Here is a 15022-nt window from a genome sequence, read left to right on the forward strand (position 1 = left end):
GTGAGCGTGGGACGGTCAACGGGGTAATTTCCGCACGTGAGAATCGGCGTGTACATCGACGGATTCAACCTCTACTACGGCGCTCGGAGGATCTGCGGACGCGGTGCGCCCGGGTGGCGCTGGCTCGACCTCCGCGCGCTCTCGATCAACCTCCTCGAGGGGCCCGGAGCACGATGGGGCAGCCCGTCGAGTGTCCGTGTGGTCTTCTGCACTGCGAGAGTGAGCGGTGCCGACAACGCAAGCGGCCAGCGAGACCAGGACACCTACTTGCGCGCGCTGCACCACCACAGGTCGATCGACGTCCTCGCCATGGGCAGGTACGTCTCCCGCGTGGCGACCGCGCCTCTCGCGACTCCTGGCAAACGGGGAAGGCCGCTGCTCAGCACGGCCTCCTGGCCTTTGATGGTTCGAGACGCGCACGGCGAGAGCATCCCGAACGCGACCTTCATGGCCTCGATCGCGCGCCGGGAGGAGAAGGGGTCCGACGTCAATGTGGCTTCGCATCTCCTCATCGACGTACTCGAAGGCGCCGTCGATGCCGCGATCGTCGTCAGCAACGACAGCGACCTCGAGTTGCCGGTGCGGGAAGCCCGCAGACGTGTGCCTGTCGGCCTGGTCAATCCGACCCCGGCGTACCGTGCCGGAGCACTCGCCGGCGTGGCGGACGAGGGGGTGGGTGGTCACTGGTGGCATCAGCTCACCGAGGCGGAGATCGCGACCTCCCAGATGCCCGAACGCGTCGCCCGGTTGTCGCGACCGGAGGGGTGGTAGGCGCCATCGCGCCCCAGGGAGGGGCGCACCGGCTAGCATCGAGACATACCACCCGGCCCCTCTGGGGCCGGGTTTTCTCGTCGGTGCGCCGCTCTTCGCCACAGCGCCAGCCCCACAGCGCCCATCCCCGATCCCAGAGGCGGAACGCACGCTGCGAGGATGAGCCGGTGGAGATCCTGCGCGAGTACCGGGCGTCCGACGCCGCCGCGACGCTCGAGGTGTTCCTCGCGGCGGTGACCGAGACCGCCGCCGCCGACTACTCGCCCGAGCAGATCCGCGCGTGGGCGCGCGCCGACGACCGCGACGTCTCGGCCTGGCACACGGCGATGCAGGCCCGCCGCGCCTTCGTGATCGAGAGCGGAGGCGCCGTCGCCGGCTTCTCGGACGTCGCCCCCTCCGGCTGCATCGACATGATGTTCGTCTCGCCGCGGTTCCTCCGGCGGGGAGTGGCGACCCGCCTCCTCGAGCACGCCGAGTCCCTCGCCCGGCAGTCGGACGCCGCCGAGCTGTCGGCCGACGTCAGCATCACGGCGCGCCCGTTCTTCGAGAGCCGCGGGTTCACCGTGGTCACCGAGCAGCATCCGGTGCGAGCGGGCGTCGCACTGACGAACTTCCGGATGCGGAAGCCGCTGCGCTGACTAGGTCCGGCCGCCCTGCATGCTGGTCGAGCCCGCAGCCCCGGAGGGGCGTATCGAGACCCGCGTCCGCCAGTCGATCAGGCTTCCGACCTGGACTTCTGACATCGGTGGATCTCGATACGCCCGCTGCGCGGGCTACTCGATCAACAGCGTGCCGCCACACCTGCAGGGTGACTTCCGACCTGTTCTTCTGACGCTGGTGGGTCTACTGGGAAGAGACACCCGCAAGCAGGCTGGTCGAGCCGGCAGCCCCGCAGGGGCGTATCGAGACCCGCCTCCCTGCGAACGTCGGCCTCTTCCCCGCTCTGCGCCGGCGCCGGAGGCACCGCGTGTCCGTTCCCGCCCGCTACTCCGCCGTCGGGCGCCTCCGCTGCTGCTTCGTCGCCGAGCGCTGCTGCTTGGCCGCGAGGTGGCGGCGGCCCGAGCCTCGGGTCGGGCGGGTCGGGCGGCGCGTCGGGCCCGGAGGCGCCAGCGCGGCGCTCACGAGCTCCCGGAGACGGTCGAGGGCGATCTCGCGGTTGCGCAGCTGCGACCGCTCCCTCTGCACCGTCACCGTCACCGCACCCGCGACGAGGCGCTGAGCGAGGTGCTGGAGGACGCGCATCCGCTGCTCGTCGGTGAGAGCCGTCGACTCCATGACGTTCCAGGTGAGCTGCACCCGGCTGTCGGAGGTGTTGACGTGCTGCCCGCCCGGGCCGGAGGAGCGCGAGAACCTCCACTGCAGCTCGGGCGCGGGGATGACCAGGTCCGGCCGCACCTCGAGATCCATCCGGCCAGCGTGGCACGCTTCGCCCAGGATCCCGCAATATCGTGCGACAGGATGAGGCCATGACTCGACGCCGATCAGCCCTCCTCCTCTCAGGCGTCGGTCGGTACGCCGATCCGTGGCACCCGTTCGCCGAGACCTCGAGGGCCCTCGCCGGGATCGTCGAGGAGGCGGGCTACGACGTCGAGATCGCGCCCGACGTCGACGACGCTCTCGCCGCGCTCGAGCACCTGCCCGATCTCCTCGTCGTCAACGTCGGGCAGCCCCGCGACGGGGAGCCGTCACCCGCGGCCGGACTGACACGCTACCTCCGCAGCGGCCGGCCGCTGCTCGCGCTGCACTCCTCCGCGACGAGCTTCACCGAGTCGGACGAGTGGGAGCGCACCCTCGGCGGGCGGTGGGTCGAGGGCGTCTCGATGCACCCCGAGCAGGGCGACACCGTCGTGACGGTCGAGGAGCATCCGCTCGTCGCCGATCTGGCGGACTTCTCGCTGAACGACGAGCGGTACTCGTTCCTCCGCGTGGCCGCTGATGTGCAGGTGCTGGTCACCCACGAGCACGACGGGGTACGGCATCCGCTCGTCTGGCTGCGCGAGGCCGCCGACGGCCGCGGCCGGGCCGCCTACGACGCTCTGGGCCACGACGCGCGGTCGTTCGACTCGCCCGAGCACCGCGAGATCCTGCGTCGGCTGATCTCGTGGGTCGCCGCGGGGTGACTCTCAGCGCGCCCGCCCGTCGCGCAGCGTGAGCACGCGGTCGGCGCGGTCGGCGAACGCCGGGTCGTGGGTCGCGACGACCGCGGCGAGACGGCCCTCGCGCACGGAGGCGACCAGCAGGTCGCTCACGCGTGTCGCCGTGACGCTGTCGAGCTGCGCCGTCGGCTCGTCGGCGATCAGCAGGCGCGGGCGGCCGATGAGTGCGCGGGCGATCGCGACCCGCTGACGCTGCCCGCCCGAGAGCTGGTCGGGCCGCTGGTCGCCCTGCTCGTCGAGCGCGACCGCGGCGAGCGCCTCCGTCACCCGCTCGTCGCGCTCGGCGGGGTCGGTGCGGAGGAGGCGCAGCGGCAGCTCGACGTTCTCGCGCGCGGTGAGGTCCTCGAGCAGTGCGAAGTCCTGGAAGACGATGCCCAGGGCGCTCCGCCGCAGCTCCGCCCGCCGGCGCTCGTCGAGCCCGGCGGCGTCGGCACCGTCGATCAGCACCTGCCCGCTCGTCGGCCGGTCGACCGTCGCCAGCATCGAGAGCAGCGTCGACTTGCCCGCTCCGGAGGCGCCGCGCACCACCACGAGCTCGCCCGCGGCGACCGAGAGCGAGACTCCCGCGCAGCCGACGACGTCGCCGGCCGGTGTGGCGAAGACGCGGTGCAGGTCGACGGCGTCGAGCACGGGGGTCACGAGTCGTCTCCGAGGGAGTGGCGGCCGCGGCGGCGGGGCGGGGTGGGATCGGGGGTGGAACGGGAGGGTCGTAGGGAGGTGGGTCTCGATACGCCGCCTTCGGCGGCTACTCGACCAGCAGGGGTCGGCGGGACCGCTTCAGCGAGCTCGGGCGAGTCCGCTTCAGGGAGAGAGGCAGGGCCGGGCGAGTCCGCTTCGGGGAGAGCCGGAGGAGCCGCAGCGGCAGGCGCCGCGACGCCCGACTGCACGCGGATGTGGTCCGCCTCCAGCCCGAGCCGCACCCGGTCGCGCAGCCCCAGCGCGCCGGTGAACTCCTCCGGCAGCTGGAGCCGCCCGAAGCGGTCGAGCACCGCGAACTCCTCGGCCGAGTGCACCGCGTCGCCCTCCGACACGCGCCGCAGCGTCTCGGTCGAGGTGCGGCCGTCGCGGATCCGCACCGTGCGGCTCACGTGCTCCGACACCCCGGCGTCGTGCGTGACGATCACCGTCGTCACCCCGCGCTGGCGGTTGATGCCGCGCAGCGCCTCCAGCACGTCGACCGTCGACGCCTCGTCGAGCTCGCCGGTCGGCTCGTCGGTTCCCGAGACGTCTTCCCGAAGAGCGGGACTCGCCTGCGCTCTCACGAGGAAGCGTCGATCGCCTCCCCTGGACGGTTGCGACACGGTGTCGCTGCTTGTTGCCGGGGTCGGAGCGGGTCACTAGCTTTCGAGCACCGTCCTCTTCCTTCTCTGTTCCCGGCATGCCGGCCCACCGTGGCGCCTCGCGAGCGACGGCCCCGGCCGACGAGGAGGCCGACGGCCCGATCCGCCCTCTCGAGAAAGCGACACGATGTCGTCATCGCTCCACGTCCCCTGCCCGCTCCCCACTCCGGCGGTGACGCTGTGAGGGCCCCGCGCCGCTCACGGCTCGCCCTGCTCGCCGCCGCGCTCATCGCCGGCACCGCGGGACTCACTCCTGTGCTCAGCGCCGCCGCCGCCGAGGACTTCGCCTCGACCGATGTCACCTGTGTCGACGGCAGCCCGACCACCGCGGTCGTCTCCGGGACCGTCGAGGGCGGCAACGACCTCGAGGACCCGGTGATCCTCGGCCTCGTCGTCAACGGCGTCCTCGGCGAGCAGGCGAACCCGACCGACACCGACGGGAACTTCGCCTTCGACCCGGTGCCCGTCAAGACCGGTGACGAACTCGAGGTCGTCGTCGGCGACCCGCCGGTGGTCGGTTACGCGTACACGGTCTCGGACGCGTCGTGCGACGAGGCGCCCACTCCGACTCCGACTCCGACGGAGACCTCCACGCCGACTCCCACGTCGACCCCCACCGCGACTCCGACGTCCACGCCGACGCCGACCGTCAGCCCGACCGCGACGCCCACGCCCACCGCGACGCCCACACCCACCGCGACTCCGACGCCCACCGCGACGCCCACGCCCACCGCGACGCCGACGGCCACGCCCACGCCGACCCCGACCCCGACCGCCACCGCGGGGCCCGTGACCGTCTCGCGCATCGCCGGAGTCGACCGTCAGGACACCGCCGCGAAGCTCTCGGCGGCGACGTTCGGCACGAACGTGCCCGTCGTCTTCGTCGCCACCGGCGCCAACTTCCCCGACGCGCTGAGCGCGGGGCCCGCCGCCGCGAAGCAGAGCGGACCGCTGCTGCTGGTCGACCGCGACTCCATGTCGCAGCCGGTCCGCGACGAGCTGATCCGCCTCAAGCCGACCAAGATCATCGTCGTCGGTTCGGAGCTGAGCATCAGCGAGAGCCTCAAGAACGACCTCGCCCAGTACACGAAGAACGGTGACATCCGGCGCATCGGAGGCGTCGACCGCTACGACACCGCCGCGAAGCTCGTCGAGGCCGCCTTCCCGAAGGGCTCCGCTCAGGCGTGGCTCGCCACCGGTGAGAAGTTCCCCGACGCTCTCGCCGCCGCCGCCGCGGCCGGATCCGTCAGGGCGCCCGTCCTCCTGGTGAACGGCGGCCTCGGTACCGCCGACGCCACCACGAACGGCCTCATCTCGGGACTCGGCGTCAAGAAGCTGACGATCGCCGGCAGCAACCTCTCGGTCAGCGACGGCATCGCCGCGTCGCTCCCCGTGACTGCGACCCGCATCGGAGGCATCGACCGCTACGACACGTCGGTGCAGCTCAACCGCGCCGCGTTCTCGTCCGCGTCGACGGTCTACCTCGCCACCGGCGAGAACTTCCCCGACGCCCTCGCCGGAGCCACCAGCGCCGGCTTCACCAAGAGCCCGCTCTACACGGTGCAGCCCACCTGCGTGCCCCAGCCCGTGCTCGACGACATCGAGCGCCTCGGCGCCTCGAAGGTCGTCCTGCTCGGCGGCCCGACCACGCTCTCGGAGGGAGTCGCGAAGCTGACGGCCTGCAGCTGACCCGGTAGTCCGAGTCGCCCGAGGGGGCCCTGTCAGAGGGGCGCTCTCGGGCGACTCCGCGTGTCGGCGGTCGGCGGGAGCGCCACCGCCGCCCGCCTGACGTGCAGCGCGTCACCTCGGTCGGCACCCCCCTTTGGGGACACAGCGTCGCATCCCATTGCCGAGGCGCGGAGCGTGACGCTAGCTTTCGAGCACCGTTCCCACCCTGTGTCGGCCCCCGGTCTCCCCGTCGCATCGCCGCGTCGTGGCAGAGCGTCGGGCCCGCTCTGGAGGGGGGCGACGGTCCGATCCGCCCTCTCGAGAAAGCGACACGATGTCGTCATCGCTCCACCTCTCCTGCCTGCTCCCCTCCCCGGTGGTGGCACTGTGAAGGCCCCGCGCCGCTCACGGCTCGCCCTGCTCGCTGTCGCGCTGATCGCCGGCACCGCGGGCCTCACCCCCGCGCTCAGCGCCGCCGCCGCCTCCACCGCGTCGACCGTCGTCACCTGCGAGGCCGGCGTCCCGGTCAGCGCGGTCGTCTCCGGCACCACGGACCCCACGGCCGAGCCCGTCAACATCGGCCTCGCTCGCAACGCCACCACCGTCGAGCAGAAGACCGTCCCCGCGTCCGGTGGCGCGTTCACCTTCGCTCCGGTGCCCGTCACGACGGGTGACACCCTGCAGGTCTGGGCCGCGAGCTCCGCGAACATCCAGTACACCTACCGCGTCGGCCCGCAGTCGTGCGGGGGCACGCCCACGCCGACTCCGACCGCGACGGGCACCGCCACGCCGACGCCCACCGCGACTCCGACCGCGACCGCGACGCCCACGGCGACTCCGACGGCCACGCCGACCGCGACTCCGACGGTGACCCCGACCGCGACGCCCACCCCGACTCCCGGGGGCCCCGTGACCGTCACGCGCATCGCCGGAGTCGACCGCCAGGACACCGCCGCGAAGGTCTCGGCCGCGACGTTCGCCGCGAACGTGCCCGTCGTCTTCATCGCCACCGGCGGCAACTTCCCCGACGCTCTCGCCGCCGGCCCCGCCGCCGCGAAGCAGAACGGACCGCTGCTGCTGGTCGACCGCGACTCCATGTCGCAGCCGGTCCGCGACGAGCTGCGCCGCCTCAAGCCGAGCAAGATCGTCGTCGTCGGCTCCGACCTGAGCGTCAGCGAGCGCCTCGCGACCGAGCTCGCCGCCTACGCGAAGACCGGTGAGGTCCAGCGCATCGGAGGCGTCGACCGCTACGACACCGCCGCCAAGCTCGTCGAGGCCGCCTTCCCGAAGGGCTCCTCGCAGGCCTGGCTCGCCACCGGCGAGAAGTTCCCCGACGCCCTCGCCGCCGCCGCCGCGGCCGGCTCGGTCCGAGCGCCCGTCCTCCTGATCAACGGCGGACTCAGCACCGTCGACCCCACCACCCGGTCGCTCGTGCAGGGCCTCGGCGTCAAGAAGCTGACGATCGCCGGCGACCCCCTCTCGGTGAGCACCGGTATCGAGACGTCGTTCAACATCACGCCCACCCGCATCGGAGGCGTCGACCGCTACGACACGTCGGTGAAGCTCAACCGCGCCGCCTTCACGGCCGCGTCGACGGTCTACCTCGCCACCGGCGAGAACTACCCCGACGCGCTCTCCGGAGCGGCCGCTGCCGGCTTCACGAAGAACCCGCTCTACACCGTGAAGCCCGACTGCGTCCCGCAGCCCGTGCTCGACGACATCAAGACCCTCGGCGCCACGAAGGTCGTGCTGCTGGGCGGCACGAACACGCTGTCGGAGGGAGTCGCGAACCTGACGGCCTGCCGCTGATCCGGTAGACGGGATCGCCCGGGAACGCCCTCTCAGAGGGGCGGACCCTGCGATTCTGCGTTGGGGGGTGCTGCGTTTCTAGAGCTTTCTAACGTCGTCCAGGAAATTTCGTAGACGGCGGTAGAAAGCCCAAGAAACACATCTCCGCCGCCGTCAGGCCCACTGCGTCGCGATCTGCAGCGCCTCCTGGCCCTCGCTGTCCGGCAGCTTTCGCGACGTGAACCGCCGCCTCGCCAGGTCCCGGTGTCGCGCGCGTCACTTGTCTGAGGCATTCACTGCCCATCTGCTCAGGTCGAACCGAGCGCACTAACCTCGTCCTATGCCCACGGGACCCTTGCACGATCACGTCGTCAACAGCATCGTCAGCGGCGAATTCACTCAAGAAGCCACCCCGTGCCGGTGCATGATCGGCGAGGACCACGTCGAGGGTCCGTGGCCCGGCGAAGACGAGCCCGAGACAGACGCCGCGACGTCGTTCGCGGGTGCAGAGGAGATCTGGGAGTCCAGCGGTAAAGACGAAGACTACGACTTCCGCTGAGCGGTCACTTCGTCAGCGGCGGCCTCCTGGTCACAGGAGCAACCACTCCTTGTCCCGCACGATTACGCGCGCGTCGGCGAGGCCGCCGGCTCCTCGAGAGCTTCCTCGATGCGCTGGGCGCCTTCGCGACGGATGCGCACACCTATCTGCTCGCCGACGGACACGAGAGCGCGCTGACTCCGGCGGAGCTGCGGCTGCGGGAGCGGGTCGCGGCAATGCTGCGCGAGGCAACCGCGGAGGAGCGGGAGACTGGGACGTGGCAGGAGGTCGAGGCGATGGGCGTGCGGCTGGGAGGGGACGGACGGCGGAAGTCCGGACTGCCCCTCACCTGAGTCACTCCCGGAGTGCGTCCTGCAGCTGAACGAGCAGCCTCTGGTCGGCCGGCGCCGCCGCAATCGAGCCGTCATCCGTGACTGCGAGCTGCGACTCGACCACGCCGTAGGCCTTCACCTGGTCGAGGAAGATCTGCTTGTCGTCGAGGTTCGCGAATCGGTAGAGCTGAACCCGCACTCCGTCGAGCTGGCAGGTTCCGTACTCGGCGGCGCCGGGCGCCACCGTGGCCGCCAGTGCGTAATCGGTGCAGTTGAGCTTCGTCGCGGTATCCGCGAGTGTCGCGCCGGTCTTCGCGGCCTCGGTCGGCTCGGGTGCAGCCGTTTCCGGAGGCGAGGCCGCTTCGTTGCTCGCCGATGTGGATTCGAGCGCGGGACTCTCTTCGGGGTCCCCTCCCGCCGCACATCCGGACAGCAGGGCGGTGGAAAGCACGATAACGGGGACGACTAGGCGAATCCGTATGGCGGTGAGTCCTTTCAGGAACGAGGTGGAGGGAACGCTCACTCTGCACCGAGTGAGGGCAGGATCGCGCTTTCGAGACTTAGATCGCCTCGAGACGCGCTCCGGCAGGGTCAGACCGATGCACTCCGACGACGGAGCTCAGCGATGACGCTCTTCTCCCCCGCGTTCATGTCGCCGTCAACAGACGCGACTCGTTCTGCAGCATCGATCAGGTCAGTCAGGTCGCCAGACTCCGCCTCGAGCCGACGGAAGACGTCGGCGGCATCGATGTCGACGACCCTGGAAAGTTGCTCATCGCGGACGAGGTGGTCTTCTCTCACCTGAACGACCAGGTGCTGGAAGAGCAAGGTCTCGTCATCGGAGATCGTGCGGTCGGCGTTGATGACGAGCCAAGCTACCCACAGCATCAGCTGCGGGTGCCGACTCCGGCCGCTCAGCGCCTTCGCGAGCTCGATGACCCTCGCTTCGTTCCGGAAGACGGCCTGGGCGTGACGGCCTGCTATGAGCGTCGTCCAGTGGTTGAGCCCGATAGCGAGGGGGACGCCCACCGCGGGGATCGCGATCTTGATCACATTGCGCTGAAGAAGGTGCTTGCCGACGATCGGCAGCCCTTTCGCCGCGGCGAGGGCGGGGCCGGAGTAGAACTTCTTGATGAGAGGCCGCATCATCACGGGGACCGCCTTCAGAACTCCCTCGCGTGCCACCTCGCCGCCCTTGATCGTGAAGGCCACACGGATGAGCTTCCAGAGGTCCTCGGGATCGGACGGATCGAGCTTGAGACCGTAGAGAACGGCGATGTCGTAGGCGAGGCGGACCTGCAACTGAGTAGTGAACGCGACGTCGACCATGATCGTCCCGACCGCGGCGGGAACCGTGAGAGCGCCCGCAACGCCGGCGCTCCCGAACGTCGCAGCGACGGCAGCCGTGTAAGCACCGGCCGAGGCTCCGCCTTCCAACGCCGCATAGCGAGCAGCGAGCTTGATCCGTCGATCGACGATGCCGTCTGCCGGGACGCCCTTGTACTTCTCTCGGAAGTACTCTCCATCGACCTTCTGGGTGTACGACTTCAAGGCGTTGGCAAGCAGATGCTCGAACCAGTTCCCAGACTTGATGTCCTCCACGCTCAATCCGGCGACGAAGTCCCGCAGCTCCCCTCTCTCCTCCTCGACGGTCGCCCGAGCGGCGTCATCGTCGATCTCGACGTCATCGATCGCGTGCTTCGACATGCGGTGTCCCCCAAAAGAGTTCGGTGTCTGGCCAGACTGCCATGACTGCGGCCCTCGTCCGCCTCGCCGGCGACGCCCTGGACCGCTGCCGGCAACGCGTTCAACAACAGACGATGGGACACCGCGAGCGTTCCGGGGACCCGCTCTACTCGGCACGCCGGACCCTGCACACCGGCTCGAACCTGCTCACCGACAAGCAGCAAGCGCGCCTCGAGGCCTTGTTCGCGGTCGACGAGCATGTCGAGATCGAAGCGACCTGGGACATCTAGCAACGCATGATCGCCGCCTACCGCGACCCCGACCGCACCGCCGGGAAGACCGCGATGGAAGCACTGATCGCGTCGATCAGCAGCGCCGTTCCACGAGCCCTGATGGAGCTGGTCACGCTCGGTCGCACGATGAAGGCCCGGGCCGCCGACATCCTCGCCTACTTCGACCGACCCGGGACCTCCAACGGTCCCACCGAAGCGATCAACGGCCGACTCGAACACCTCCGCGGCTCCGCCCTCGGCTTCCGCAACCTCACCGACTACATCGCGAAATCACTCCTGGAAACCGGCCGCTTCAGACCCCGACTACACCCTCGATTGCGATGAGCCCCTTTGGGCGGGCAGAGAGGAGACGACTCGGCTGGGCAACGCAAGACGATCAGACTCGTTGAGAACACCACACAGCCGTCCTGCTTCGGCCCTACCCGCGATCTCTGAAACTGCGGTAAAGGAGACGTTCACGAACCGAGGCCGAAAGAACGATCACGCCCAGCACGACACCACACAGTGACGACACGACGATCTTGAGAAGTGGTGTCAAGAGCACAAGCGGCTCGTCTTGACTGAGACGCACAGAGAAGATCACGCAGCCGGATGCCAAGACGAACAAGGCCGGAAGCGCGATGCAGAGGTACTCCAGCAACACCTGTGCGACGAGATCAGTCTTGGGGACTCCAATATGTAGGGCCGACGCGAGCTCGACGCGCCGCGAGCGCACAAACGCTCCAGCAATGAGGAAGCAGAGCAGAAAAGAGGCTACCGATGCAAGGCGACTTGGGCGGCTCTCGATGGAACCAGCAATATCGAAATGCGCACCGAGCGTGGAGTTCAGCTGGCCGAGCATGACGTTTCCGGCGCTCCCCGACGTCGCCGAAGCGAGAGGCAACATGGCGAGAGTCTCGTCAGACGACGGAACGTCCACCCAGCACTGATCGAAGGACCCTGACGGAGACACGACCGAAAGCGCAGCCCACCCGAACCCTGGAACTCTTCCGTCGTCGGGGTAGTCGTACACCGCAGAGACGGTCTGGCTGCCGAGGTCGGTTCCAACCGAATCGCCAGTGGTCCGCCCGATCGCTTCTGCAACCTGATCTGACAGGACGATTCCGGGCCCTGGTGTCGATGTCGATCGGAGCAGGATGCGGGCGAATCCGGGTGTGACTTCCCAGAGTGGAACCGGGTTCGAAGGCATTAGATCGAACTGGATGGATCCATGATCTCGGGCTGCGCCTGATGATGAGACCGGGCCCACACCTGCGTAGCTCTCACATTCCCGGGCATCCAGCAGCCCCTTCCCGGAGGCGGTCATGATTGTTGCCCCGGAGCTGACGAAGTTCCGATACGCGTCCATAAGGCTGACAACGTTCGCGCCGTCGAGGGCAGCAAGGAGCCCCACGAGCACTACGAGACAAGCGAACAACGAAAGTGGACGACTCGCACGCGACCGCACGTTGCGGATGGCTTCTACGACGATTTCGCGCCTACGCATCGTCACGGAAGCGCTAGTTCGATTCTGACGTCGCACCGCTCAGCGGTGAGCGGGTCGTGGGTCGCGACAACCACTACACTCCCCTTCATTCCGATCTCCGCGAGAACATCATTCACCTTACGTGCTGCACGCAGATCCAGCTGCGCCGTCGGCTCGTCGACTAACAAGATGTCTGGCGAGAATGCGACAGCTCTGGCCAGTAGCAATCGCTGGGCTTCCCCTCCGGAGAGATGGCGGAAGTCTGTTCGCTTCTGAGCGCTCAACCCAAAGCGCGCTAATATCCTCACCGCGTGTTGGTTTGCCTCATTCCGCGAGAGCCCTTTCCCAAGCAAAGGGAGCGCAACATGATCCAACGCAGTACGCCGCGCCGACCCGACCGGATTCTGAAAGACCCAGCCTACGGAAAGCTCCGCGTTTCGTTTGACCATTCCATCACTGGGTCGGATCTGGCCTGCGAGGATACCGAGCAGCGTTGACTTACCGGACCCGGATGGCCCGAGAAGTGCATACACGGTGCCGCTTCGAAGATCGAGGGAAATAGGGCGAAAAAGGGGGCCCTCTTTGCTGAATTTATGCGTCACGGCTGAAAGGCGGACGAGAACCTCTGACTCCGCCCCTACCGACATGATTTCGCCTCGTCAGGCGACAAGTCGACTGCGGGAGGCGCTTTTCCTACATCTGCAGCAAAGGAGACGAACACCTTCCCCAGTTGCGATACGACGATGTTCACAGGGTATCCGACGGTCCCCGACCACACACACCCCTCCGAGGCCTCGAGTCCTGTGAGTGCTGTTGCCGGGACGCCCCAGGCATCCTTCGGTGCAGCGAGCTGGTACGTCACATCGAGCTGAGCTGCCCCGACAGGGCCGCCCGAAGCTGGTGCGGCTTTCGCCGCGGCGAGTGCGTCTACTACCTGAGGGACCTGGTTGAGTTGTGCGAGCGCATCGGGAGAGAATCCGTCAGGTCCGACTGGTATCGATTGGCCGCCTAAAGCCAGAATCCGGTCACCGGGAACCAAGTCCGTGGGAACGTTGCCCAGACGGGCGGAAGCAATGCTCTCCGCGCTCGAGAGCAATGGGTCGCCCGCGGAGATCGTGGCACCGAGGATGGCGTCGCACGACCCGATCGGCAGAGTGGGGGTCGGCATCCACAAGATGTCTGCGCGCGTGATCGTGCTGATGGTTCCGGCAGCTGCCCCAGGTGTTCCCAGCAACTTCTGTACTGCGCGAACAGCGGAGGTTCCAAGAACGCCGTCACTAAGGGTTCCGAATCCCAGGTCGTTCAGCGCCGCCTGCAGGGCAGCCACATCATCGCCTTTATCTCCAACCGTCAGATCCCTCCAAAGTGGCGTGGATGTGTAGAGGTTGAGGACAGGGCGGCCGTCGATCTCGAAAACCGATTGACCGCTCTGCGCGCTACCGCCCACCACACAATTCGATCCGGTGATGATTCCCGACTTCGGCGCGAGCAATTCAGTTGGATCGCCGGAATTGACGATCAGCGCCACGGTGCGGGGGTCCGCTATCGTCGTTGACGTGATCGCAACCTGTTCGGAACTCGCTGCGGGATCCACGGTCGAGCTGGCGGGAAGCTTATCCGGCGACAGAGCGATTCCGACCGCGAGAGACCCCGAAGCAACCGATACGGTCACAAGCAGGAAGGTAGTCCACGCGCCAGTGGTCCGCTTCACTCGAGCACTGGCGCGACGACCGCCCCTCAACCGCCGATACCGAGCGGATCGACCTGGCACTTCTCGAGAGTGTCGCCCCCCGTGGCCGGATCCAAGAACGGAACATCATTGTTCATCACGCTTGAGTCGTAGTCCGCTGCAGTGAAGCCGTTATCGACAGCACCACTCTTCACGAGGCATTCCGCAACGATCTCGGATTCGTTGAGGCGTTCAGGGTTGCGATTGATCCAGCTGTACAGCGACCCGACTTGCGCTTCGCCTGTCGACTTCGAACAGTCGTTGATGCGTGAATTCACAAGCGCCGTGTCTTCGCCGTCCTTGAAATCAACGCCGTAAGAGCCGTCGAACTTGTAGTCTCGGATTTCATAGCCGAGGTCGCTGGCGCAGCGCTTGAAAGCAGTGAGAACCGTACTGAATTCTGCCTCGGTAATTTCGCTGTCAGAGAGGATCTGCCGTACTTCTTCGGTGGGCGCAATGGATGAATTGTACGCAAACTCTGTTGCGTACGGACCACTAAAACCTTCGGAGCTGACGGAAGCCATCGGATCAGAGCCCGTCTCTGACTGTTCTGACTGCTGAGGGTCGGACGCACATGAAGTTATGGTGAGCACGAGACTCACACAGAGTGCAGCGAGTCCTGTTCTAGTGAGTCGGTTCATTGTTCCCTCACGACGATGCATCAAACTGATGATACCTTCCTCAGTCCAGTGGTCGCGGCAGATGTGCGCCGCGACCACTGGTTGCCTTTCCGCCGGCTACAGCACGTCCCAGTAGGCCGTGTTGCCGGAGAGCTTCACCGGCTGGTTCGCGAGGGCCGGGGTGCCTGGCGACTTCCAGCCGGTGTACTCGCACGCCCCGGATGCGTCGTACGCGCCGCATGCCGTCGCCTTGTGAGTTCGACCGTTGTTGTAGTAGTGCGAGTAGACCGTTTTACCACCAGCGCCGTAGTACCAAGTACCCCCCGCCGGGTACTCGATCCCATCGGCCGCTGCCGAAGTCGCCACAGCGCCCACTCCGGCGATGCTGCCCGCGATGATGGCAACAGAAACGCCCAACTTCTTCCAATTCATAATTTTCCCCATTCTGTGCAGCCCATATATGTGGGTTGGCAGATTTTTGATGAATCCGGAGGCTTTGTTGCGTAGTCATTGATTCCTCAACTTCCCCCCAGGGCTCAGAACCTAGCACAGAGTCGAGGCGGCCTCGACTTTAATCTTCTGAGAGCAGAAATGACTCTTGACCAGGTGTTTCCCCGAGAGAATCGCAACGGGAGC

The 15022-nt window shown here is 67.5% G+C and carries 16 protein-coding genes and 1 pseudogene; 7 read left to right on the forward strand and 10 right to left on the reverse strand.

The genetic code is table 11. The annotated features are described in order from the left end of the window. Positions 1-219 precede the first annotated feature (219 nt). Positions 220-771 (forward strand): NYN domain-containing protein, encoded by a 552-nt coding sequence (locus GRS96_RS01130; RefSeq protein WP_328612387.1) that lies wholly within the window; start codon positions 220-222, stop codon positions 769-771. A gap of 167 nt (positions 772-938) precedes the next feature. Next, a complete protein-coding gene (locus GRS96_RS01135; RefSeq protein WP_159987486.1) occupies positions 939-1409 on the forward strand; it encodes a GNAT family N-acetyltransferase in 471 nt (156 codons plus the stop codon). A 346-nt stretch (positions 1410-1755) separates the two neighbouring features. On the opposite strand, the gene arfB is transcribed toward GRS96_RS01135, so the two are convergent. Beyond that, positions 1756-2178, reverse strand: coding sequence for an alternative ribosome rescue aminoacyl-tRNA hydrolase ArfB (arfB, locus tag GRS96_RS01140; RefSeq protein WP_159855304.1), 423 nt, complete (start codon positions 2176-2178; stop codon positions 1756-1758). 59 nt (positions 2179-2237) lie between these two features. Here arfB and GRS96_RS01145 point away from each other — a divergent pair, with 59 nt between their 5' ends. Continuing rightward, the gene (locus tag GRS96_RS01145) at positions 2238-2891 is read left to right on the forward strand and encodes a ThuA domain-containing protein (protein WP_159987487.1); all 654 of its coding nucleotides are present in this window, start codon (positions 2238-2240) and stop codon (positions 2889-2891) included. A gap of 3 nt (positions 2892-2894) precedes the next feature. On the opposite strand, the gene GRS96_RS01150 is transcribed toward GRS96_RS01145, so the two are convergent. Then, complete coding sequence (locus GRS96_RS01150; protein WP_159987488.1) at positions 2895-3566, reverse strand: ABC transporter ATP-binding protein; 672 nt, start codon at positions 3564-3566, stop codon at positions 2895-2897. Next, positions 3563-4189, reverse strand: coding sequence for a hypothetical protein (locus tag GRS96_RS20875; RefSeq protein ID WP_204162014.1), 627 nt, complete (start codon positions 4187-4189; stop codon positions 3563-3565). Before GRS96_RS20875 ends, GRS96_RS01150 begins: the two co-directional genes overlap by 4 nt. A gap of 258 nt (positions 4190-4447) precedes the next feature. Here GRS96_RS20875 and GRS96_RS01160 point away from each other — a divergent pair, with 258 nt between their 5' ends. The 3 genes from GRS96_RS01160 (at position 4448) to GRS96_RS01170 (ending at position 8282) form a co-directional block, all read left to right on the forward strand. Next, entirely contained in the window at positions 4448-5956 is a 1509-nt protein-coding gene (locus GRS96_RS01160) for a cell wall-binding repeat-containing protein (RefSeq protein WP_159987489.1), read from the forward strand. A gap of 366 nt (positions 5957-6322) precedes the next feature. Further along, the gene (locus GRS96_RS01165) at positions 6323-7744 is read left to right on the forward strand and encodes a cell wall-binding repeat-containing protein (RefSeq protein WP_159987490.1); all 1422 of its coding nucleotides are present in this window, start codon (positions 6323-6325) and stop codon (positions 7742-7744) included. A 319-nt stretch (positions 7745-8063) separates the two neighbouring features. Further along, positions 8064-8282 (forward strand): hypothetical protein, encoded by a 219-nt coding sequence (locus GRS96_RS01170; RefSeq protein WP_159855294.1) that lies wholly within the window; start codon positions 8064-8066, stop codon positions 8280-8282. 333 nt (positions 8283-8615) lie between these two features. Here the strand turns inward: GRS96_RS01170 and GRS96_RS01175 are convergent, their stop codons facing one another. Further along, the gene (locus tag GRS96_RS01175; RefSeq protein WP_159987491.1) at positions 8616-9116 is read right to left on the reverse strand and encodes a hypothetical protein; all 501 of its coding nucleotides are present in this window, start codon (positions 9114-9116) and stop codon (positions 8616-8618) included. Positions 9117-9184: 68 nt separating this feature from the next. Beyond that, positions 9185-10300 (reverse strand): hypothetical protein, encoded by a 1116-nt coding sequence (locus GRS96_RS01180; protein ID WP_159855290.1) that lies wholly within the window; start codon positions 10298-10300, stop codon positions 9185-9187. Positions 10301-10353: 53 nt separating this feature from the next. On the opposite strand from GRS96_RS01180, the pseudogene GRS96_RS01185 reads away from it, so the two are divergent. After that, positions 10354-10896, forward strand: a pseudogene (locus GRS96_RS01185) (transposase); the annotation flags it as partial. Positions 10897-10990: 94 nt separating this feature from the next. On the opposite strand, the gene GRS96_RS01190 reads toward GRS96_RS01185, so the two are convergent. From GRS96_RS01190 to GRS96_RS01210, 5 genes are all read right to left on the reverse strand, one after another. Next, the gene (locus GRS96_RS01190) at positions 10991-11965 is read right to left on the reverse strand and encodes an FtsX-like permease family protein (protein ID WP_159987492.1); all 975 of its coding nucleotides are present in this window, start codon (positions 11963-11965) and stop codon (positions 10991-10993) included. Between the two features lie 95 nt (positions 11966-12060). Then, on the reverse strand, positions 12061-12684 hold the full coding sequence (locus tag GRS96_RS01195; RefSeq protein ID WP_159855286.1) for an ABC transporter ATP-binding protein: 624 nt from the start codon (positions 12682-12684) through the stop codon (positions 12061-12063). Further along, entirely contained in the window at positions 12675-13565 is an 891-nt protein-coding gene (locus tag GRS96_RS01200; protein ID WP_159987493.1) for a peptidoglycan-binding domain-containing protein, read from the reverse strand. The genes GRS96_RS01195 and GRS96_RS01200 overlap by 10 nt, the downstream gene beginning before the upstream one ends. Before the next feature lie 209 nt (positions 13566-13774). Then, on the reverse strand, positions 13775-14290 hold the full coding sequence (locus tag GRS96_RS01205; protein WP_159987494.1) for a hypothetical protein: 516 nt from the start codon (positions 14288-14290) through the stop codon (positions 13775-13777). Positions 14291-14503: 213 nt separating this feature from the next. Further along, positions 14504-14803: a lactococcin 972 family bacteriocin gene (locus GRS96_RS01210; RefSeq protein WP_159987495.1), complete on the reverse strand. Its 300-nt coding sequence runs from the start codon at positions 14801-14803 to the stop codon at positions 14504-14506. Between the last annotated feature and the right edge of the window lie 219 nt (positions 14804-15022).

Origin of the sequence: Rathayibacter sp. VKM Ac-2803, from assembly GCF_009807175.1 — a bacterium.
Taxonomy (GTDB): domain Bacteria; phylum Actinomycetota; class Actinomycetes; order Actinomycetales; family Microbacteriaceae; genus Rathayibacter.

Excerpts from the sequence above, each read along its gene's own strand:
- GRS96_RS01195 (WP_159855286.1), bottom strand. The coding sequence starts at position 12,684 with ATGTCGGTAGGGGCGGAGTCAGAGGTTCTCGTCCGCCTTTCAGCCGTG.
- GRS96_RS01180 (WP_159855290.1), bottom strand. The coding sequence starts at position 10,300 with ATGTCGAAGCACGCGATCGATGACGTCGAGATCGACGATGACGCCGCT.
- arfB (WP_159855304.1), bottom strand. The coding sequence starts at position 2,178 with ATGGATCTCGAGGTGCGGCCGGACCTGGTCATCCCCGCGCCCGAGCTG.
- GRS96_RS01205 (WP_159987494.1), bottom strand. The coding sequence starts at position 14,290 with ATGGCTTCCGTCAGCTCCGAAGGTTTTAGTGGTCCGTACGCAACAGAG.
- GRS96_RS01170 (WP_159855294.1), top strand. The coding sequence starts at position 8,064 with ATGCCCACGGGACCCTTGCACGATCACGTCGTCAACAGCATCGTCAGC.
- GRS96_RS01145 (WP_159987487.1), top strand. The coding sequence starts at position 2,238 with ATGACTCGACGCCGATCAGCCCTCCTCCTCTCAGGCGTCGGTCGGTAC.